General features: G+C 64.7%; 20 protein-coding genes. 12 read left to right on the top strand and 8 right to left on the bottom strand.

What is annotated here, in order from left to right:
• Positions 1–29 precede the first annotated feature (29 nt).
• Genes FJ414_RS00955 through FJ414_RS00940 form a run of 4 tightly spaced genes read right to left on the bottom strand, consistent with a single transcriptional unit; the run spans position 30 to position 3,386 of the window.
• A complete protein-coding gene (locus tag FJ414_RS00955; RefSeq protein ID WP_140640367.1) occupies positions 30–731 on the bottom strand; it encodes an RraA family protein in 702 nt (233 codons plus the stop codon).
• The gene (locus tag FJ414_RS00950; RefSeq protein ID WP_140640365.1) at positions 731–1,846 is read right to left on the bottom strand and encodes a mannonate dehydratase; all 1,116 of its coding nucleotides are present in this window, start codon (positions 1,844–1,846) and stop codon (positions 731–733) included. Before FJ414_RS00950 ends, FJ414_RS00955 begins: the two co-directional genes overlap by 1 nt.
• Before the next feature lie 2 nt (positions 1,847–1,848).
• Positions 1,849–2,634 carry an SDR family oxidoreductase gene (locus FJ414_RS00945; RefSeq protein ID WP_140640363.1) on the bottom strand — a complete coding sequence of 262 codons (786 nt, stop codon included), beginning with the start codon at positions 2,632–2,634 and terminating at the stop codon, positions 1,849–1,851.
• A gap of 17 nt (positions 2,635–2,651) precedes the next feature.
• Positions 2,652–3,386 carry an FCD domain-containing protein gene (locus FJ414_RS00940; protein WP_181181481.1) on the bottom strand — a complete coding sequence of 245 codons (735 nt, stop codon included), beginning with the start codon at positions 3,384–3,386 and terminating at the stop codon, positions 2,652–2,654.
• Between the two features lie 186 nt (positions 3,387–3,572).
• On the opposite strand from FJ414_RS00940, the gene uxuA reads away from it, so the two are divergent.
• The 12 genes from uxuA (at position 3,573) to FJ414_RS00880 (ending at position 17,209) form a co-directional block, all read left to right on the top strand.
• Positions 3,573–4,757: a mannonate dehydratase gene (uxuA, locus tag FJ414_RS00935; protein WP_140640361.1), complete on the top strand. Its 1,185-nt coding sequence runs from the start codon at positions 3,573–3,575 to the stop codon at positions 4,755–4,757.
• Between the two features lie 100 nt (positions 4,758–4,857).
• Positions 4,858–6,000, top strand: coding sequence for an extracellular solute-binding protein (locus FJ414_RS00930; protein ID WP_140640359.1), 1,143 nt, complete (start codon positions 4,858–4,860; stop codon positions 5,998–6,000).
• Complete coding sequence (locus FJ414_RS00925; protein WP_140640357.1) at positions 6,000–6,851, top strand: IclR family transcriptional regulator; 852 nt, start codon at positions 6,000–6,002, stop codon at positions 6,849–6,851. Before FJ414_RS00930 ends, FJ414_RS00925 begins: the two co-directional genes overlap by 1 nt.
• Positions 6,852–6,879: 28 nt before the next feature.
• Positions 6,880–7,911 carry a sugar ABC transporter substrate-binding protein gene (locus FJ414_RS00920; protein WP_140640355.1) on the top strand — a complete coding sequence of 344 codons (1,032 nt, stop codon included), beginning with the start codon at positions 6,880–6,882 and terminating at the stop codon, positions 7,909–7,911.
• A gap of 224 nt (positions 7,912–8,135) precedes the next feature.
• Complete coding sequence (locus FJ414_RS00915) at positions 8,136–9,119, top strand: ABC transporter permease (protein ID WP_140640353.1); 984 nt, start codon at positions 8,136–8,138, stop codon at positions 9,117–9,119.
• Positions 9,109–10,641: a sugar ABC transporter ATP-binding protein gene (locus FJ414_RS00910; RefSeq protein ID WP_140640351.1), complete on the top strand. Its 1,533-nt coding sequence runs from the start codon at positions 9,109–9,111 to the stop codon at positions 10,639–10,641. The genes FJ414_RS00915 and FJ414_RS00910 overlap by 11 nt, the downstream gene beginning before the upstream one ends.
• Positions 10,642–10,704: 63 nt before the next feature.
• The gene (locus FJ414_RS00905) at positions 10,705–11,700 is read left to right on the top strand and encodes an ABC transporter permease (RefSeq protein WP_140640349.1); all 996 of its coding nucleotides are present in this window, start codon (positions 10,705–10,707) and stop codon (positions 11,698–11,700) included.
• Position 11,701: 1 nt separating this feature from the next.
• Entirely contained in the window at positions 11,702–12,487 is a 786-nt protein-coding gene (locus FJ414_RS00900; protein ID WP_140640347.1) for an SDR family oxidoreductase, read from the top strand.
• A 19-nt stretch (positions 12,488–12,506) separates the two neighbouring features.
• The gene (locus tag FJ414_RS00895) at positions 12,507–13,712 is read left to right on the top strand and encodes a CaiB/BaiF CoA-transferase family protein (protein ID WP_140640345.1); all 1,206 of its coding nucleotides are present in this window, start codon (positions 12,507–12,509) and stop codon (positions 13,710–13,712) included.
• Between the two features lie 2 nt (positions 13,713–13,714).
• On the top strand, positions 13,715–14,497 hold the full coding sequence (locus FJ414_RS00890; protein WP_140640343.1) for an enoyl-CoA hydratase/isomerase family protein: 783 nt from the start codon (positions 13,715–13,717) through the stop codon (positions 14,495–14,497).
• Positions 14,494–16,350 (top strand): CoA-transferase, encoded by a 1,857-nt coding sequence (locus FJ414_RS00885; protein ID WP_181181480.1) that lies wholly within the window; start codon positions 14,494–14,496, stop codon positions 16,348–16,350. The genes FJ414_RS00890 and FJ414_RS00885 overlap by 4 nt, the downstream gene beginning before the upstream one ends.
• 10 nt (positions 16,351–16,360) lie before the next feature.
• Entirely contained in the window at positions 16,361–17,209 is an 849-nt protein-coding gene (locus FJ414_RS00880; protein ID WP_140640341.1) for an SMP-30/gluconolactonase/LRE family protein, read from the top strand.
• Positions 17,210–17,278: 69 nt separating this feature from the next.
• On the opposite strand, the gene pqqE is transcribed toward FJ414_RS00880, so the two are convergent.
• From pqqE to pqqB, 4 genes are read right to left on the bottom strand one after another with little or no spacing between them, the layout of a single operon-like run.
• Positions 17,279–18,406: a pyrroloquinoline quinone biosynthesis protein PqqE gene (pqqE, locus tag FJ414_RS00875; protein WP_140640339.1), complete on the bottom strand. Its 1,128-nt coding sequence runs from the start codon at positions 18,404–18,406 to the stop codon at positions 17,279–17,281.
• Positions 18,403–18,696, bottom strand: a complete 294-nt coding sequence (gene pqqD / locus FJ414_RS00870; RefSeq protein ID WP_246672262.1) for a pyrroloquinoline quinone biosynthesis peptide chaperone PqqD — start codon at positions 18,694–18,696, stop codon at positions 18,403–18,405. The genes pqqE and pqqD overlap by 4 nt, the downstream gene beginning before the upstream one ends.
• Positions 18,696–19,454, bottom strand: coding sequence for a pyrroloquinoline-quinone synthase PqqC (gene pqqC, locus FJ414_RS00865; protein ID WP_140640335.1), 759 nt, complete (start codon positions 19,452–19,454; stop codon positions 18,696–18,698). The genes pqqD and pqqC overlap by 1 nt, the downstream gene beginning before the upstream one ends.
• Complete coding sequence (gene pqqB / locus FJ414_RS00860; RefSeq protein ID WP_140640837.1) at positions 19,451–20,389, bottom strand: pyrroloquinoline quinone biosynthesis protein PqqB; 939 nt, start codon at positions 20,387–20,389, stop codon at positions 19,451–19,453. The genes pqqC and pqqB overlap by 4 nt, the downstream gene beginning before the upstream one ends.
• Positions 20,390–20,472 lie beyond the last annotated feature (83 nt).

Below are 20,472 nucleotides of genomic sequence, written 5' to 3'. Positions count from 1 at the left end.
TCTGGTTACCGCTGGTCGGCCACGGCCTTTCACATGATGCCGAAGGTCTTGTAAGCCTCCACCGCGCTCATTCCCTCGCGGATCGCCTTGGCGACGCGTTTTTCTCCGCGGACTTTTTCGAGGGCCAGGCGCACCACCTCTTCCTCGGCTTCAGCGGGGACAACAAGGACACCTTCCTTGTCGCCGAACAGCAGTGTTCCCGGCTCTATGCGCACGCCGCCGATTTCGAGCGCGCAGCGATAGTCGACGACCTTGCCGCGCACGCCCTGGTCCTGCGCGTAATAGCCGGTGCAGAAGCAGGGAAATCCCAGCGCCTTGATGCCATCCGTGTCGCGGGCGAAACCGTCGACCAGCGCGCCGCGCGCGCCAAGGATCTTCGCACGCGTCGACATCAACTCGCCCCACAACGCGTAGCGGGGCGAGGCGCCGCTGGCGACGTAGATCTCGCCGGGCTTCAAATCGTCGAGCGCTTCGAACATCAGCCCGAACGGCTTGCTCATCAGTGGGTTGTGCGTCGGTCCGTTGGACGGAAAGATATCGGTCTCGAGCACGGGCATGGCCCTGCCAAGCAATCGCGTGCTTTCGTCAACGGGCTTGAATAGCGGCGGCAGGAACTGATGCTGCAGCCCCAGCGTGTCCATCACGTCGCCGACGACCGCGACGAAGAGCTCCTTCTCGAACAGGCGGTACATTTCGGCGTCGTCGGCATAGAGGCGCGTCGATCTGGTCATCAGGCTTGCATCCGGATGTTGGTGGATTGAATGGTCCGCGAAGGTCCCAGCGCTGCGGCATTCTGCACCAGCGCGCGCATATAGCCGAGCGCAAAGGCCTTCCCCGCGTGCCAGGGCGCATCGCAGGACATTTCCGGCGTGTGGTCGGGGATGATGACGCCCTCATAGTTTTCGTCGCGCAGGATGCGGACGATCTCGGCCATGTCGATGTCGCCGTCGTCGACGAAGGTCTCGTGATAGTTCGGCACCTTGCCGCGCACGTTGCGGAAATGGATGTAGCCGATGCGCTTGCGTCGGGCGAAGCGCCGGACATGCCCGTAAATCTCGTCGGCGCCCGGCATTTCCTGCAGCGAGCCGAGACAGAGCTCCAGCCCGTTGGATGGTGAGTCGACGATGTCCATCAGCCGGTCGTATTTCTCCGGCCGGTTGACGAGCCGCGCCGCGCCCCGCAGCGCTTCGGCCGGCGGATCGTCTGGATGCGCGGCGAGCACCACGCCGGCTTCCTCGGCTACCGGAACGACTTCCCGCAGGAAGGCGCCGAGCCGCTGCCAGAGCTCATCGCTGCTCACCGTCACCGGCGCGGCGGCCGGTCGGCCGGCGCGGTAGCGCATGTTCCAGACCACGCCGTCGGGGAGGGGCAAATCGGGGTCGATGGCCGCAAGGTCGAGCCCAACCGACATAGCCTCGCCGCGCGCGAAGGGCCCGCGCGACCAGCCCCAGACACCGGCGATGGAGAAGTTGTAGCCGATGCACGGGATGCCGGCGCGGCCGGCATCGCGGATAAGCCGCTTCAGTCCTTCGATCTGCTTCGCCCGGTCGGGACCATCGAGCAAAATATCGGACCAGAAACGCGGCGAGAAATTCTCGATCGCGGCGATTTCCAGCCCGTTGTCGCGCACGGTCCTGACCAGGCCGGCGAAGTCCTCGTAGTTCCACAGCGCATCGGTGGAGCAATCGCCCCAGCCTTCCGTCTCGCTGCCGGCCGACAGCGAAGGATCGCGCCCGCGAAAATAGTTGGTGAGGTGAGCAACGATGTGGGTGGCGCCCGCCTGGCGGGCGAAGCGGAAATTGTCTGGAGTCAGCGACTCCCGGTAAAGGCCAAGTCCGATCTTCATGGTCATTTCACGCCAATGCCAGCGGTCAGGCCGCCATCTATTTTGTAGTCCGCGCCGGTGCAGAAGCCGGCCTTGGAAGAGCACAGAAAGGCGATGAGCTCCGCCACTTCCTCGGGCTCGCCGATGCGGCCGAGCGGATGGGCCGCGCCGAAGCGCCTGTAGGCTTCCTCGACGTCGGCATCGCTGCCGTTTTCGCCACGCGCGGCCTTCTCCAGGATCGGCGTGCGGATCGAGCCGGGGCTGACCGAATTGACCCGGATGCCGGCGGCCGCATAGTCGAGCGCCAGCGAACGCGTCAGCGTGTGGATGGCGCCCTTGGTGGTGGCATAGGCGGCGACGTTCTGCTGGCAGGCGAAACCCTGCACCGAGGCGACGTTGACGATCGCCCCGCCACCGCGCTTGATCATTTCCGGGATGCCGAAATGGGCGGTCAGATAGATCGAGCCGACATTGACCGTCATTGCCTTGTTCCAGGTTTCCCAGTCGGTCGTCGTCGCGGTTCCATAGGGATGGACCGCTGCCGAATTGACGATCACGTCGAGGCCGCCGAAGCGCTCGACGCCGACAGCGACGGCGTCGCGGACCTGGTCTTGCACGGAGACGTCGGTGTCCACGACCAGCGTGCCGGCCCCTGAACTTCCTAACTCCGCTCGCATCGCGGCATTGGCCAAGCGGTCGATGCCGCAGGCGACGATCGCGGCGCCGCCGGCGGCAAGGCGCCTGGCGGTCGCGAGACCGATCCCGGTCGTCCCTGTCACCAGCGCGACCTTGCCTTCAAAATCCTTCATTGCGGGAACTCCTTCATTCACGTGTCGGAAGCCGGCTCTTCCGGCAGGAATCGCAGGGCGAAATCGAGATGGCGGCTCACCAGGTAGGCGTAAGCCAGCCTGTCGCGTGCGCGGAGCGCGGCGATAATCTCGCCATGCGCGGCGCGGGTGTCGGCCAGCACCGGGCGCATTTCCTTGCCGATGGTCATGATCCGCAGGATCACGGGCGACAGGAAGGAATACATGTCGGTGAGCATGCGGTTGTCCGCCAGCCCGATCAGCGCCCTGTGGAAATTGAAATCGTTCTCGGCGGCTTCCTCGATCGAGCGGCTGTCGACGATCCGGGCATTGATCTCATCGAGCGCCTCTATCTGCTCGCTCGTGGCATTGAGCACGATGTGGTCGCCGATGCCGACCTCGATGATGCGCCTAAAACCCTGGATGTCGGCAAAGGACGAGCGCGAAACATCCATGTGGGCGGCGAAGAAATTCTGGATGGCGATGCTCTGCCCGTCGGCGAGCACCGCGCCGACGCGCGGTTTGGGCTCGATCAGTCCATAGGTGCGGATGGTGCGCAACGCCTCGCGCACCGTGTTGCGGCTGGCGCCGGTGATCTCGCTGAGCTCGCGTTCCGTCGGCAGCACGTCGCCGACATTGAGCTGTCGCGCGCGAATAAGGTCGAGGATCCGTCCTGCCGCAGTGTCGACCGCGGAACTGCCGCTGGCGCGGCGGGCGGCGACGTTATCGCGCAAGGCTTGCGAATTTTCCGGCATCGATCCTCCTAATTGTTGGACCAACATATCGTATGATCTGAGGAAAACAACCGGTTTTGGGGTTGATGTTGGCGAATTTTCGGGGCTTTCCCCGAGAGGTCAGCCATTCGTGAGCGCCAAATTTTAATTTGACTCCCGTTGTGGTCCAACAATAAGTTGCCGACTTCTCACGGAGGAAAGCGGCAAATGGAACAAACCTGGCGCTGGTACGGTCCGGACGATCCGGTGACCCTCGATCATGTCAAACAGGCGGGGGCGACGGGCGTGGTCTCGGCCCTGCACGGCATCTATGACGGGCGCGTCTGGCCGCTAGAAAATATCCTCGAGCGCAAGCGGATCATCGAGGCGGCAGGACTGACCTGGTCGGTGGTCGAGAGCATTCCCGTCCACAACTCGATCAAGATCGGTTCGCCGGAGCGGCTCCGCTATGTCGGCTTCTACAAGGATACGATCCGCGCGCTGGCGAAGGCCGGCATCGCGACGATCTGCTACAACTTCATGCCTGTGGTCGACTGGACCCGCACGGATCTGGCCTACCGCCTGCCGACGACAGGTTATGCGCTACGTTTCGATGCGATCGATTTCGCCGCCTACGACCTGTTCGTACTGAAGCGCCGGAATGCCGAGGCCGGCTACACGCCTGCCCGCATCGCCGAGGCGGAAGCGCGGCTGAAGGAGCTTAGCGACGAGAAGATCGACGGGATCGAGCGCAATCTCATCGCCGGCCTGCCCGCCACCGAGCGCGCCTACAACCGCGACAGCTTTCGCGAGGCCTTGGCCGACTACGATGCGATCGGGCCGAAGGAATTGCGCGAGAACCTGGCCTGGTTCTTGCGCGAGATCATTCCGGTGGCCGAGGAGGAAGGGGTGCGCATGTGCATCCATCCCGACGATCCGCCGTTCTCGCTCTACGGCCTGCCGCGCATCGTCTCGACCGCCGAAGATGCGCGCTTCATCCTCAATGCCGTCGACAGCCCGGCCAATGGCCTGACCTTCTGCACCGGCTCCTACGGCACGCGCGCCGACAACGACATCGTCGCCATGGTCAAGGAGTTCGCCAGCCGCATCCATTTCGTCCATCTGCGCAACGTCACCATCGAGGATGACGGCTCTTTCCACGAGGCCGAGCACCTCGAGGGCGGCACCGACATGGCGCATGTCATCCTCGCGCTGATGCAGGAGGAGGCGCGCCGTCGCAAGGAAGGCCGCGCCGACTGGCGCATCCCGATGCGGCCGGACCACGGGCATCTGCTCGCCGACGACATCGGCAAGACCAGGATCAATCCCGGCTACTCGCTGATCGGCCGGCTGAAGGGCCTCGCCGAATTGCGGGGCATCATGCGCGCCGTCGAGCGATTCGGGCTAGTTTGAGACGGTTTGCGTATGTAAAAACTATTTGCTCAGGTAAAAATACCTGCTAGTGGTTTGCGGACCGGGCACATGCCCGGTTTGCAGGGAGGAATTGCCGGATATGACAAGACTGCGCGGTCTTGCGTGGGATCATCGACGTTGCTGGGGTCCGCTGGATGCCAGTGTCGGGCCGTATCGCGCCGCCAATCCCGGCCTGGAGATCGAATGGGACCGGCGCAGCCTCTATGAATTCGGCGAGGGCGCGCTCGGCCCCGTGCTCTCGGCCTACGATCTGGTCGTGTTCGACCATCCCTTCATCGGCGACATCGCGCAGGACGAGCTGATGGTGCCGTTCGACGCTTATCTGTCGGCGGAGCAGGTCCGCTTCTTCGAGCAGGATTCCGTCGGTCCGTCCTGGCGGTCCTACGAGAAGAGCGGGCGCCAATGGGCATTGCCGATCGATGCCGCCTGCCACGTCGCCTCGTATCGCCCGGACCTGCTGGAACGCTACGCACCGGTGCCCCGCACGCATGAAGAGGTGGTCGCGCTCGGCCGGCTGGCGCGCAAGGAAGGGAAATGGCTCGGCCTGCCTTTCGTGCCGACGGACGCCATGTGCCTGCTGTTGACGCTTGGCGACCCACAGGAGGACGGCGAGCAATTCATCGCGACGGACATGGTCGAGCAGGTCGTCGGGCAATTGCGCGAGCTTGCGGCGCTGTCGCATCCGAACTCGTCCGGTTGGAATCCGATCCGCTGCTACGACCACATGGTCGCGCATGACGACGTTGTCTATGTGCCGTTCGCCTTCGGCTACGTGAACTATGCCGCGAAGACCGACAGGCCGTATCTGCGCTTTGCCGACGTGCCGACCCCGCGATCGGCCGGCGCCCTGCTCGGCGGCGCCGGCATCGGCGTCAGCGCCCAGTCGAAGCACAAGCAGCAGGCGATCGACTACGCGCTGTTCCTATGCTCGCCCGACTATCAGCGCGGCGACTATGTGAAGTCGGGTGGACAGCCGGGATCGCTGGCAGCCTGGAAGGACGCCGAAGTCAATCGTCTCTGCGCCGATTTCTTCTCCTCGACGCTGCGCACGATCAGCTCGTCCTATCTGCGTCCGACACATCCGGGCTTCATCGCCTTCTTCCGCGAATGCGCGCCGCGCGCGGCCGCGGCCATAGCCGGCGACATCGGCGCTGCGGAGCTCGCCAACCATGTGAACCGCCTCTATCGCGAAACCAGGCAACCGGAACGGAGCGTTGCGTGATGGCTGCCGGTATTGCCGAAACGCTCGAGGAAAGCGAAAGCGGCCGCAACGGATATCGCGTGCCGGCGGTGGAGAAGGCGCTCGACGTGCTGGAGTTCATGGCCTCCAGCGCCGATGCGATGACCCAGACCGAGATCGCGACCGGCCTCGGCAGGTCCATCCACGAAATTTACCGCATCCTGCTTTTGCTGGAGAAGCGCGGCTACATCTTCCGCACGCAATCGGACCGCTTCCGGCTGTCGCTGAAACTGTTCGAGCTGGCGCATATGCATCCGCCGGTGAACAGGCTCGTCGAATCCGCGCTGCCGGCGATGCGCGAATTGACCGCCAATGCCGACCAGAGCTGCCACCTTGTGGTGCGTGAAGGGCAGAACGCGCTGGTGGTGCTGCAGATCGATTCACCGCTGCCGATGCGCTATTCGGTTGCGCTCGGATCGCATTTCCCGATCCTGGAAACCAGTTCCGGCGCGGTGCTGCTCGCCCACTCGAACCGGGCCGAGCGCGACCGCATCGTCGAGCGCATCGTCGCCGCCGGCGAAGGCCAGGGAACGCGCGAGGAAATCGAGGCACGGCTGAACGAGGTGGCCAGGCTCGGCTATGAGATGCGCGCGTCGCTGGCCGTCGAGGGCTGCACCAACATCTCCATGCCCGTGCGCGACCATGTCGGCGCCGTCATCGCCGCGCTTACGGTCCCGCTGCTGCCGCAGAAGGCGGCGCGCTTCGACCGTCAGACCGTTTTCGAACGAACCCGGACAGCCGCCGAGAAGATATCGGCCGCGCTCGGCTGGGGCGAAGCCAACAGCTCTTCACGTGCCGACCCGGAACGGCGGGATTACCCGTTCAGCGACTGAGACAAACGAAAACCCTGGGAGAGAAAAAATGCACTGGTCCAAATCAATCCTGCTCGCATCCGCGGCCATGCTGGCCATCGGCGCGGCGGCGGCGCATGCCGAGAACATGCCCAAGCACATCGGCTACGTCACCAACTACGCCACGCATGAGTGGTACCAGAATGTCATCAAGGGCATGAAGGCGCATGGCAAGGAACTGGGAATCGAGGTCGAGGTGCAGGACGCCAATCTCGACATAGCCAAGCAGGTCGCCGCGGCCGAAGACTTCATCGCCAAGGGCGTCGACGTGCTGATCATCACCCCGGTGAATGAGGAAGGCGTGGTGCCGCTGCTGCGTCAGGCCAAGGCCGCCAACATCCCGGTGGTGCTCGAGGGCAACCCGGTCAAGGGCATGACCACGATGGTCGCCATCTGCGACTACGACACCGGCTATTTCTCCGGCGTCGAGGCCGGCAAATATGCCAAGGAAAAGCTCGGCGGCGTCGCCAAGGTGATGAATGTCGGCCTGCCGTTGCTGTCGGCGACGGTGCTGCGTTCGCAAGGCTTCATGGACGGGCTGAAGACCATCGTCCCCGACGCGGTCATGGTCCACGACCTTGACGGCGGCGGTAATCCGGACCGCGCGCTTGAAGTGTCGTCGGCCGCACTCGCCAAGAATTCCGACATCAACATCATCTACGGCATCAACGATTCGTCCTCGCTGGGCGGCCTGCAGGCCTGGAAGGCTGCCGGCAAATCGCAGGACGGCCTGCTGACGGTCGGCACCGGTGGCGAAGGACTTGCCTTCATCAACGCCATGCAGAACGAGCCGTCCTACCGCATCGAGGCCGCCATGTTCCCGGAAAAGGAAGGCTTCACGACCATCGACGCGGCGGTCAAGCTGTTCAACAACGAGCAGGTGCCGGAGCACATCGTCAGCCCGACCGCGCCGATGACTGGCGACGAGTGGAAGAAATACTATGATTATGACGGCACAACCCGCACTATCAAATGGGATGCCGTCAATGCGCTCCAGCCGCCGGCAAAGTGCATGAAGACCTCGGCCGACCTGAAGAAATAGGTCGATCGACACGGTCCTTCCCGCGTCGCGGGAAGGACCACCAGCCAGGCGCCGACGGCCAGCGAAAACACGGCGCCGGCGCCTGACCTTAGAGCCGGATGATTTCAGGTCTGTTCGACCTGAAATCTGAATCCGTCTCTAAATCCGAGAGATAGAGCATGATGTCGTCCGAAAACCGCTTCACACTTTTCGGCATCATGCTCTAGCGACGGGAACGGACTGATATGAGCGAGCTTACACACGCTTCCGCGCAGAAGCGTTTCATCGGCGGCCAGCTTCTCGGCAGCAGCCAGCTGGTGCTGGGTGGCATCCTGGCGGTGCTTTGCATCGCCATATCGATCGCGGCACCGCAGTTCTATTCGGAGGCCAACATCATCGCCATCCTGCGCCAATGCGCGCTGGTGCTGATCGTCGCCTCGGGCATGACCATGCTCATCATCACGGCGGAGGTCGACCTGTCGGTCGGCGCCTCGCTTGCCTTTGTCGGCTGCATCGGCATGGCGGTGCTCAATTCCACTCACAGCCTCGCGCTCGGCATGCTGGCGGCACTCGCCTTTGCCGGCGGCGTCGGCCTGTTCAACGGGCTCGTCGTCACCAGGCTCAGGGTGAATTCGCTGATCGCCACCATCGGCACCATGATGATGCTGCAGGGTGGCGTCTATCTGTTCACGCGCGAAGCGGTGCAGAACCACAATCAACTGGCAAGCTTCACCGATCTCGGCGCCGGGTATGTCGGCGCCGTGCCGGTCCCCGTCATCCTGGCGGCGCTGATCTTCCTTGTTGCCTATGTGACGCTGCGCTTCACCACGCTCGGCCGCTATCTCTACGCGGTCGGCGCCAATGAAAAAGCGGTGCGCCTGTCCGGCCTGCGTTCGGAACGGCTCAAGCTGCTGGCCTTCGTCGTCACCGGCCTGTGCGTCGGCGTTGCCGGCATGATCCTGTCGTCGTTGATGAATGCCGGCCAGCCGACCGCCGGGCGCGGCTTCGAGCTGACGGTGATCGCCGCCGTCATTCTCGGCGGCACCAGCCTGCTCGGCGGCCGCGGCTCGCTGTTCGGCACGCTGCTCGGCGTGCTGGTGCTGAAGGTGATCGACAACGGCATCATCATCCTCGGCTGGAACCAGGACCTGCAGATGGTGGTGCCGGGCATCGTCATCATCCTGGCGACCTATCTCGACATCATCCGGAACAAAGCCAATGTCCGTTGATTTCCTTCATCCCGGCGAAGGCGCGGCCATCGACACGAACGTGTCGGCGCTGGAGATGCGCGGCATCGGCAAGCGGTTTCCGGGCGTGGTGGCGCTGGACAATGTCGACTTCACCCTGGAGCCCGGCAAGATCCATGCCCTGATGGGTGAGAACGGCGCCGGCAAGTCGACGCTGATCAAGATCATGGCAGGCGTTTACGGCAAGGACGCCGGCACCATCCGCATGCGCGGGCGCGAGGTCGATATCAAGTCGCCGCGCGACAGCCTGAAGGAGGGCATCAAGGTTGTCTTCCAGGAGATCGCGTTGATCTCCGAATTCACCGTCGCGGAGAACATCTTCCTCGAAGGCTATCCGACCGGCAGGACCGGCTCGATCGACTGGAAGAAGATCCGCGCCGACTCGGCGGCGCTGTTCAATCGCATCGGCTTCAACGTCGATCCGGCGGCGCGGACGGGATCGCTGCCGGTGAGCCAGCAGCAGATGGTCGAGATCGCCCGCGCGCTCGCCCACGAGGCGCGTGTCGTTGTGATGGACGAACCGACATCCTCGCTGACGCCGAACGAAGTCTCGCTGCTGTTCACCGTCATCCGCCGCCTGGCATCGCTCGGCATCGCCGTGGTCTATGTCAGCCACAAGCTCGACGAGGTGTTCGAGATCGCCGACACGGTGACGGTGCTGCGCGATGGACGCCACATCTCCACCAAGCCGATCGGCGAGCACACCAACGACACGCTGATCCAGGACATGATCGGCCGCCGCATCGACAATCTCTTTCCCCGTCAGCGCGGCGTGGCGGGCAGCAAGGTGGCGCTCTCCGTCGAGAAGCTCAGCACGGCGAAGAAGCTCATCGACGTGTCATTCGAGGCGCGCGCCGGCGAGGTGCTCGGTTTCTTTGGATTGATGGGCGCCGGCCGGACCGAGCTCGCCAAGGCGATCGTCGGCTACGATCCGATCATTTCGGGCACCATCACGGTCGACGGTCAGCGCCTCGCGCCGCACGACACGCGCACCGGCGTGCGGCTCGGCATCGGCCTGCTCACCGAGGACCGCAAGAGCGAAGGCCTGATGGGCGAGCTGCCCGTCTACCAGAATGCCAGCCTCGCCTCGCTCGGCGCGTTCGCCCGATTGGGCTTCGTCGACAAGGCGAAAGAGCATCAGGCGGTGCAAGACTATGTCGACCGCTTCCGCATCAAGACGCCCAGCCTGTTCCAGCAGATCAAGAATCTGTCGGGCGGCAACCAGCAGAAGGTGCTGATCTCGCGCTGGCTGATGCGCGGCCTGAAGGTCATCGTCGTCGACGAGCCGACACGCGGCATCGATGTCGGCGCCAAGTCGGAAATCTTCGCGCTGATCGACCGGCTCGCCGGCGAGGGCCTGGCGGTCGTCATGATGACGTCGGAGATGCCGGAGCTGCTCGGCCTCGCCGACCGCATCGCGGTGATGTGCGAGGGCCGCCTGACCTCGATCATGTCGCGCGAGGAAGCCACGCAGGAAAAGATCCTCAATGCGGCGATCGGATAGAACCATGGCGCATCGCCGCAGCACTTCTTGCGATACGCGCCATTCCCTTGGAGGAGGCAAGCGATGAGCCTTGCAAGCACGGCTTCCGCAAAAGACCGGCCATCCATGCTGGCGCGGCTCTTTGCCCGGCAGGAACTGGCGCTGCTCGTCTGCCTGATCCTGGTGCTGGCGTTCTTTTCCGCGACGGTCGAGAATTTCTTCTCCGTGCGCAACATGACCAACGTGCTGGGCCAGGCCTCGCTGGCGCTAACCGCCGGCATCGGCTGCGCCATCGTCTTCATTTCCGGCGAGGTCGATATCTCGATCGGCTCGCTGCTGGCGACCATCGCGCTGCCGCTGATCATCATCATGAACGATACCAATTCACTGTTGCTCGGCGTCGGCGGAGCGCTGCTGTTCGGCCTGATCATCGGTGTCGTGAACGGCTATCTCGTCGCCTATGCCGGCATCAACTCGCTGATCGTGACGCTCGGCACGATGTTCATCATGCGCGGCGGCGTCTATCTCTACACCGGCCAGCGCGCGATTCCCGACGACGCCAGCCTCGACAGCTTCATCGCGCTGTCCGACGGTCGTCTGTTCAACATCATCCCGTATTCGGCGGTGATCGCCATCATGCTCCTCGCCGCCTTCGGCTACATGATGCAGCACCGGCCGTTCGGGCGGCAGATCTACGCCGTCGGCGGCAACCAGGAAGTGGCGCGGCTGGCAGGCTACGACGTACGGCGCGTCAAGTTCATCTGCTTCATCATCAGCGCGCTGCTGGCGACGGTCGCCGGCATCATCCTGGCGGCGCGTGTCGGCTCGGCGCAGCATACGGCGGGGCTCAACTTCGAATTCCAGGTCGTTGCGGCGACGGTTCTCGGCGGCGTGAGCCTTGCCGGCGGCATCGGCAGCCTGACAGGGATGGCGCTGGGCGTGCTCATCCTGCAGTTCCTGTCGAACGGCCTGCGCGGGCTCGGGCTGCCGACCGAATGGCAGCTTGTCATCACCGGCATGATCATCATTGCCGCGGTCGCCTTCGACGAAGCGAAGCGCCGGCGCGCGAATGGAGGCTGACATGGCTCGTCTTGAAGGAAAAACCGCAGTCATCACCGGTGCGGCCGACGGCATCGGCCACGCGATCGCCGAGGCGATGGCGCGGGAAGGGGCGCATGTCTTCCTCGGCGACATCGCCGACGAGGCCGGCGAGGCGTTCGCCGCGGCACTTCGCGCGGCCGGCCGCCGCGCCGACTATGTCCATTGCGACGTCTCCCAGGAAGCCGATATCGCCGGCCTGATCGACAGCGCGGTGAAGAAGACCGGACATCTCGACATCCTGGTCAACAACGCCGCCATCGCCATCGGCGGCATGCCGGTGCACGAGATGACCGACGAGCAATGGCACCGGCTGATCGCGGTCAACCTGACCAGCGTGTTCCGCGGTTGCAAATACACGCTGCCGCACATGATCGCGCAGAAGTCGGGATCGATCATCAACATGGCCTCGGCGCAGGGCCATATCGGCCTCGACGGCTGGACCGCCTATGCCGGCGCCAAGGGCGCAGTGATGGCGATGACGCGCCAGATGGCGGTGGAGTTCGGCCCGATGAACATCCGCGTCAATTCGATCTCGCCCGGCACCATCAACACGCCGATGAACGACAGGCTGATCAAGGCGATCGGCGGCAGCCTCGCCAAGGCCTGGGTCAAGATGCATCCGCTCGGCCGCATCGGCGAGCCTTCCGAAGTGGCCGAGGCCGCCGTCTATCTCGCCTCCGATGCCGCCGGCTTCACCACCGGCACCGACCTGCGCGTCGATGGCGGGCTGACGGCGGCACCCCGCTACGTTCCCGAACTGCTTTGAAAACGAAACGAGACATGAAATGAACAAGGCCCTCGAAGGCGTCCGTATCCTCGATTTCAGCCATCTGCTGCAGGGGCCGTTCGCCACGCAGCTGCTCGGCGACATGGGCGCCGACGTCATCAAGATCGAGCGCGCCGGCGCCGGCGACATGTTCCGCGGCATGACCTTCTTCGCCAAATGGGTCGGGGGCTCCGAGAGCCCGAACTTCCTCGCCTGGAACCGCAACAAGCGCTCCATCGCGCTCAACCTGAAAAGCCGCAAGGTGCACGCCATCATCATGGAGATGGCTCGGACCGCGGATGTCGTGGTGCAGAACTTCCGCCCCGGCGTGCTGGCCAAGCTCGGCTACGGTTACGAGGACTTCAAGGCCGCCAATCCGCGCATCATCTACTGCTCGGGTTCGGGCTATGGCGAGGAGGGGCCCTACGTCGAGCGCCCCGGGCAGGACATGCTGATCCAGGGACTGGCCGGGCTGATCGCCAACACCGGCCGCGGCGACCAGGCGCCGGTTCCCGCCGGTGCCGGCCTCGCCGACCAGATCGGCGCCATGAACATGGTCTACGGCATATTGTCGGCGCTCTATTATCGCGAGAAGACCGGCAAGGGCCAGAAGATCGAGGTCAATCTGCTGGCCGGCCTGCTGGCGCATCTCAACCAGGAATATGTCGCCGTGCTCAATCTCGGCGAGGATTTCGTGCGGCCGAATTCCGGCATCGGCCATCCTGGCATGCAGGCGCCGTTCGGCATCTACGAGACCAGGGATGGCGGCTATGTGTCGATCGCCATGAGCCCGTTCAAGACGCTCTATGAGGTCCTGGAAGCGCCGCAACTCGCCGTCTACGACGATCTCAAGACTTTGTTCGACAAGCGCGACGAGGTGTTCGAGAAGGTCAATGCCGAGACGAAGAAATTCGCCACGCAGGACCTCTTGGCGCGGCTGCTCAAGGCCGACATCTGGTGCGCCGAGGTGAAGGACATTCGTCGCGCGGCGGAAGACCCGCAGGTCACGCATATGGGCATGATCACCAGCTACGATCATCCGCGCGGCGGCAAGGTGAAGGTGGTGGCGCCAGCCGTCAAGATGAGCGAGACGCCCGCGACCATCGAGCGACCGGCGCCGTTGGTCGGCCAGCATGGCCGCGAGATCCTGGCCGAGTTCGGTCTGTCGAAGGACGAGATCGCTGCACTCGAAGCGTCGGGCGACATGACCGTGGACGCGGCCTGAGGATGGGCGCCTACCAGACACTCACGGTCGAAACCCAGGGCCGGGTCGCGGTCGTCACCTTCCGCCGCGCCGACCAGCTCAACGCCATGAACCGGATCATGCAAGGTGAGATCACGGAGGCGTTCGAGGCTCTCTCCTCCGACCCCGGCGTCGGCGCGATCGTGGTGACAGGCGAGGGGCGCGGCTTCATGGCCGGCGCCGACATCAAGGAATACGGCGCCCAGACCGCCGCCGAGTTCGACACGTTCCAGGCTGCCGGGACGCGCATGTATGCGGCGATCGAGAACAACCGTAAGCCGGTGATCGCGGCGGTCAACGGCTTCGCACTGGGCGGCGGCATGGAGTTGGTGCTGTGCTGCGACATCGTGATCGCCAACCAGTTCGCGAAACTCGGCCTGCCGGAAATCAAGCTCGGGCTGATCCCCGGCGGTGGCGGCACGCAACGCAGCGTCGCCAAGCTCGGCCGCAACCGCGCCAATCTTCTGCTGATGACCGGCGCCATCGTGCCGGCCTCCGAATTCGTGAGCGCCGGCCTGGTCAACGAGATCGTCGATGTCGAAAGGCTGATGCCGCGCGCGCTGGAACTGGCCGGGACGATCGCCGCCGAGCCCGCCGCCGCGATCGAAGGCCTGAAGGCCCTGACGGCCCATGCCGTGTCCGGCGATCTGGCGGATGGCCTCGCCATGGAGCGCAACATATTGGGTGGCCTCTACCGCAGCGAAATCGGCCAGCGGCGCGTCAAGGAGTTCGCCGAGAGGAGCGCCGTGAAGAAGGCCGGCTCATGAGTGGCGACGACAATCGCGGCCTCGGCTGGGCGCATGGCGCGCTGACCGTGCAGCGGCTCGGCGCTGTGACAGATCGCAGGTCAGTTTCCCTGGTCAAGCCGAACCGGCCCCGCTTCACCGATATCGAGGGGCTGGCGGCGATGGTCCGCGACGCCGACGCTTTCGGCGTCGGCGGCCACCACTTCGCCCGGCTGCCGATCGCGTTGCTGCGCGCGATCGCCGGGTCCGGCGTGAAAGATTTGCGCTATGTCTCCTGGGCCGGCGGGCTGCCGCTCGAGCTGCTGCTCGAGGCGGGCGCGGTGGCGGAAATCGAGCTGTGCTTTTCCAGCCTCGACATCTTCGGGCTGCCGCCGAGGTTCCGCGCGGCGGCCGAAAACGGCGCGATCCCCGTCCGCGACTGGACGGCTCTGGCCATGATCCAGGCGCTGCGGGCGGCACAGCAGAACCTGCCGTCGATGCCGTTCCAGTTGCCTCAGGGTTCCGACATGCTGGCGCGCGTGCCGGGTGCCGTCGCCAGGCCCAATCCGCTTGCCGGCACCGAGACGGGGTTCGTCCCACCGCTCAGGCTCGATACGTTCATCGTCCATGCCCAGCGCGCCGACGAAAGCGGCAATGTCGAGATCATCGGGCCGCGGGCGCTGGACTTCGCCATGGCGGGCGCGGCGCGCCAGGTGCTGGTCACGGTCGAGGAGATCGTCCCGGTCGGAGCGCTGCGGCGGGACGGCCGCCAGAGCGTACTTACCCGCAATCAAGTTTCGGCGATAGCGCTGGTCCCGGGCGGCGCCTATCCGGCCTCGTGCCTGCCATTCTACGTCACCGACTATCAGGCCTTGTCGGAGGCGTTTGCGGCGAAGGACGCAGCTTTGTCGGACAAGCTCGACCTGCCTGCTGACGGCCTGCCGGAGCGGCTTCAAAAAGCGGCCAAGGTCACCGCCGAAACGGTCCTCGCGATGCCGGTGCCCGCACAGGGGAACGGGAAGGCAACCGTCGACGAGATCGTCGCCGCCCGCATCGCCGCCGAGCTCGACAATGAGAGCTTCGCCAGCGCCGGGGCCGTATCGCCGCTCGCCAACGTCGCCTACCGGCTGGCCAAGGCGACGCACGCGCCGGACATGATCATCGCGACGATGAGCTGCGGCCACCTCGACATCGCGCCGAGCCCGATGGTGCTGTCGCTGATCGAAAGCCTCGATTGCGAGACAGCCGTGGCGCATGCCGGCGGCGACGACACCTATTCGACCTATTACCAGGCGGGCGCCGTGACGCATGAGATCGTCGGCGCGGCGCAGGTCGACCGGTACGGCCGCGTCAACACCATCGCGCTCAGCAAGCCGAGCGGCGGCCTCATCCGGCTGCCAGGGCAAGGCGGCATGGCCGACGTCGCCAACATGCATCGCGACTACTTGCTTTACGTCCCGCGTCATTCGGTCCAGTCGCTGGTGGACGCGGTCGAGATCGCAAGTTCCGCCCGCGGACTGCTGACGCCGGCCGAACGCGAGCCGATGGGCTATCGGACAGGCAAGGCGCTGGTTTTCACCGATCTCTGCATCTTCCGGCTCGACCAGACATCGCGGGAATTGACCGTCGTCGAAACCATGCCAGGCGTTACCCAGCAGCAGGTCCGTGACGCCACCGGGTTCGAAGTGACATTCGATGCCGATTGCCGCGAGGTGCCGGTGCCCTCCAGCGATACGCTCGCCGTGTTGCGAAACCGCATCGACCCGCTTGGCCTGCGTCGTCTGGAATTCGTCAGCGCCAAGGAGCGTGGCGCTCTGATCGCCGAAATCCTCGCGGCCGATCGCGCGATGGTCGAGCGCTGCATCGCCGCGCGGACGTCGTCCGCCGCAAGCTGAGGAGCGTTCCATGGCAAAGCCGTTGCTCGAGATGTCGGCCGCCCGTGTCTTCTTCGACGGCATCTTCACCAATCCACGCGTCGCGCATCCGGAGGGCGTGGCAGTCCATCGCGACGGATCGATCTGGTGCGGCACCGAAACCGGCGATCTGCTGAGGCTGGCGGCCGACGGCGGCTCGGTCGAGCGCATGGGCGGCACCGACGGTTTTCTGCTCGGCATTGCCTTCGACCGTGCCGGCAACTGCTTTGCCTGCGATCTCAGGCATGCCGCGATCTTCCGCTGGGATTCCGTGACAGGTCGCATGGAGCGCTTCGCTTCGTCCGGTATCCGCGTGCCCAACTATCCGATCGTCGACGAGGCGAGAGGCTGGCTCTTCGTTTCGGACAGCGTCGGCCAGGACAATCGCTCGGGTATCTTCCGTTACGATCTCAGGACGGGCGAGGGCGGCCTGTGGTTTCAGGAGCCCATGTCGTTCGCCAATGGCATGGCCATGGCGCCGGATGGCAACGGCCTCTACGTGGTGGAAAGCAACGCGTCTTGCGTCAGCTTTGTGCCGATCCTTGGCGACGGCAGTGCAGGGGCCAGTGAGGTCGTGGTCGAAGGCGTGCGCAACGTTCCCGATGGTGTGGCCTTCGCTCGCGACGGCTCGCTGCTGATCTCATGCTACGAGCCGAGCCGCATCTATCGCTGGCGAAAGGACAGCGGTCTCGAAGTGCTGATCGAGGATCCGTCTGCGACGACGCTGGCGCATCCCACCAACATCGCCTTCAAGGGCGACAAGCTCTACACCGCAAACCTTGGCCGCTGGCACATCACCGAGATCGATCTGGCCGGGATTCCGGGCTTGAGCGGCGCCTAATCGGCAAGAGACACAAGGCGATACCGCCAAGGGCCAAGGTATCCTTCGGGCCATCATCGGCAGGCAGGCTCAAGCGCGCGTGTCAGGTCGGGTTGTGGCGCCGATCCGCCGGAAAAGGAAGCTTTCATTTCCCTTGGGCGCTGCCTCCGCCTGCGCAGCGTCGGTCAGTATCGCCATTCGTTTGTGGATCGGTGACTTGATGCAGGCCGGATCGGTAGCCGCGGCATCGCCGGCAATCGCCATCGCCTGGCATCTGCATCCACCCCAATCGACCTCGCGCCGTTCGCAGCTTCGGCAAGGTTCCTGCATCCATTCGGTGCCGCGGAAGGCGTTGAATGCCTCTGAATCGGTCCAGATTTCGGCGAGCCTGCGTTCTCCAAAGCGCTCGAAGCGGAGCGAGGGAATCGTCTGCGCGGCATGGCACGGCAACACGGTGCCGTCGGGAGCCACCATGAACGCGTCGCGCGCCCAGCCGCCCATGCATGGCTTGGGATAGATGGCAAAATAATCTGGCGTGACGAAGTCGATGTCCATGATGCCGGCAAGCCTTTCGCGCTCCGCCGCGACAATGTCCGCCTGCCGGTTGACCGCTGCCAGGTCGGGCATCAGCCTGTCGCGGTTGGCGAGCGCCCAACCGGCATATTGGACATTGGCGATCTCGATCCGCTCGGCATCCAAGGAGAGGGCCAGATCGATGAATTCCGGCACTTCCTCGATGTTGTGCCGGTGGACCGGCGCATTGATGGTGAGGGGCAGCCCGGCCGCGCGGGCGCGGTGCGCCGTCTCCAGCTTCTTCTCATGGCTGCCCTGGTGATTGCCGATACGGTCGGTGGTCGCCGGACGGGCGCCCTGGAAGCTCAGTTGCAGGTGGTCGAGACCGGCTTCGGCAAAGGCCTCGATACGGCCCTCGGCGATGCCGATGCCGGCGGTGATGAGATTGGTGTAGACGCCACGTGCCGAAAGCCCGGCAATCAATTGCTCGAGGTCGCGGCGCAGGGTCGGCTCGCCGCCGGAAAGATGCACCTGCAGCACGCCGAGATCGGCGGCCTGCGAGAAGAGATCGAGCCAGGTCTGCGTGTCGAGCTCGCGATTGGCCTTCAGCAATTCGAGCGGATTGGAGCAATAGGGGCACTGCAGTGGGCAGCGATGCGTCAGTTCCGCCAGCATGCCGATCGGAGACAGAATGGGCTCGCTCATAGCTTCACCAAAAGCTTGTCCGACCATTCCTGCAGGAAGGCGATGACGTCGGCCGCCACGTCCTCCGGGCCTGCGTCATAATCGGCCGCAAGACCGGCGATGATGCTGTCGACGGTGGACTGGCCGTCGCAGCGGCGCAGTATGTCGAGGCTGATCTCGTTCGGCCAGAATACCTTCTCCGGCGAAAGCACGGCGAAGGCCTGCCGCACGGGATCGTACTGGATGCGCACATGCTTGGGCAGCGATGGCGCCGACCGCAACGACACAATGGCTCTTTCGCGCAGCGCCATCATAAGGCCTCCTCCGGGCGGAAGGCGCCGGGCGGGATGTTTCCCGGCGCGCCGTAGGCATGCTGGAGAGCATCGAGCATGGCCCAGAGTATATCGCATTTGAACACCAGCGCATCGATCGCCTGCTGCTGGCGTTCGGGCGTGTCGGCGTGGGCCATCACGTAGGCGAGGGCGAAGTCTGCGTCGCGCGAGGCCTGTTCGGGCCGCCGGCTGAAATAGGCCAGCGTATCCTCGGTGATGTAATCGTATTTCGCAAGCATCGCCGGCACCCGCTCGCCGATAATGCGCGGCGAGAACATCTCGGTCAGCGACGACGCGACCGCCTCGAGCAGCGTCCGGTTCGTGCAGAACGACAGGTAGGCGCCGACGGCGAAGCGGGTCGCCGGCAGCGCCAGCCCTTCGCTTTTGACCGCTTCAGCATCGAGCCCGAGCGAGGTCGCCAGATGCAGCCAGCGCGCGATGCCGCCGCTCCAGCCGTCCTCGCCGTCATGGTCCTCGATGCGTTTGCGCCAGGCGGCGCGAAACGCCGGATCCTCGGCATGCGCCAGGATCATGGCGTCCTTGCGCGGAATGACCGCCTGGTAGCAATATCGGTTCAGCGCCCAGGCCTGCATTTCGGCTTTCGACAGCGCGCCGCCGGTCATTCTGTGATGGAAAGGATGGCGGTTGTGATAGCGCTCGTCACCGACCTGCCGCAGCACGGCCTCGAGCTCGCTCTTGGACAGGCCGCCTCCGGCCGCGTCGCGGAAATCGCTCAAAATTCCATCTCCATGCCATCGCTGGCGATTTCCCAGCCAGCCGCCCTGACCGCCGCGTGTTCGGCGGAATTCTCGTCCAGAACAGGATTGGTGTTGTTGATATGAATGAAGATACGGCGAGCGATCTTCACATCGGCCAGGCCGGCAATCGAACCCGCTTGTCCGGACATTGCGATATGCCCCATGCGCGCGCCGGTTTTCTGGCCGACACGCGCCGCGATCATCTCGTCGTCCGTGTAGACGGTGCCGTCGAACAGAAGGCAGCCGGCATTGGCAAGGCGCGCGCGCAGCGCGGCATCGATGCGCGCGCAGCCCGGAATGTAGAAAACGGCGCCGCTGCCGTCGGCCCCGCTGATACGGACCCCGATCGTGTCGCCCGTGTCGGAGCTGAAGTCGGCATCGGGATCGCCTCCTTGCTCGAGATAGAGCGCGACCTTCCCGGGCACCGGAAAGCTGCCGACGACAACGCCGGTCGGATGGCCGTCCGCGTCGCGGATCGCCATTTCCTCCGTTGGCGCCAGGAGACGCCGCGGCACGATCACCGGATCGAGGACATTGAAGATCGAATTCGCCTCCAGCGTCGCCAGCACCTGTGCCGTCGCATAGATCGCGAAGGGCTGTCGTTCACGCAGGCTGAGCAGGCCGGCGATATGGTCCACGTCGGCATTGGTCAGCACCACCGCGCGGATAGGCGTCGAGCGCAACGGTGCGTCGGCCGCGGGCTGCAGCTCGGGCGCCTGCGCAATCTGCTGGCGGATGTCGGGCGATGCGTTGAAGAGAACCCAACCCGTCCCGTCCGCCGATGCGGCAATGGATGATTGGGTTCGCGAATGCACGCCGAACATCCCGCTGCGAGCCGCGCGGCTCAGGCGGTGATTGCAGTTCCATTGCGGAAAGCCGCCTCCGGCCGCCGATCCGATGATCTTCACGCGCATGGCAAATGCGTGCTCTGCGGCCAGTCTGACCGGCTTGTCGGCGTTAGACAGCTTTGTATCCGCGTTGTTTCCCGCTGCAAAGC

This window comes from Mesorhizobium sp. B3-1-6, from assembly GCF_006439555.1.
Taxonomy (GTDB): Bacteria; Pseudomonadota; Alphaproteobacteria; order Rhizobiales; family Rhizobiaceae; genus Mesorhizobium.
The sequence above is the reverse complement of the archived record's forward strand: the minus strand, read 5'-3'. Positions and strand labels throughout refer to the sequence as shown.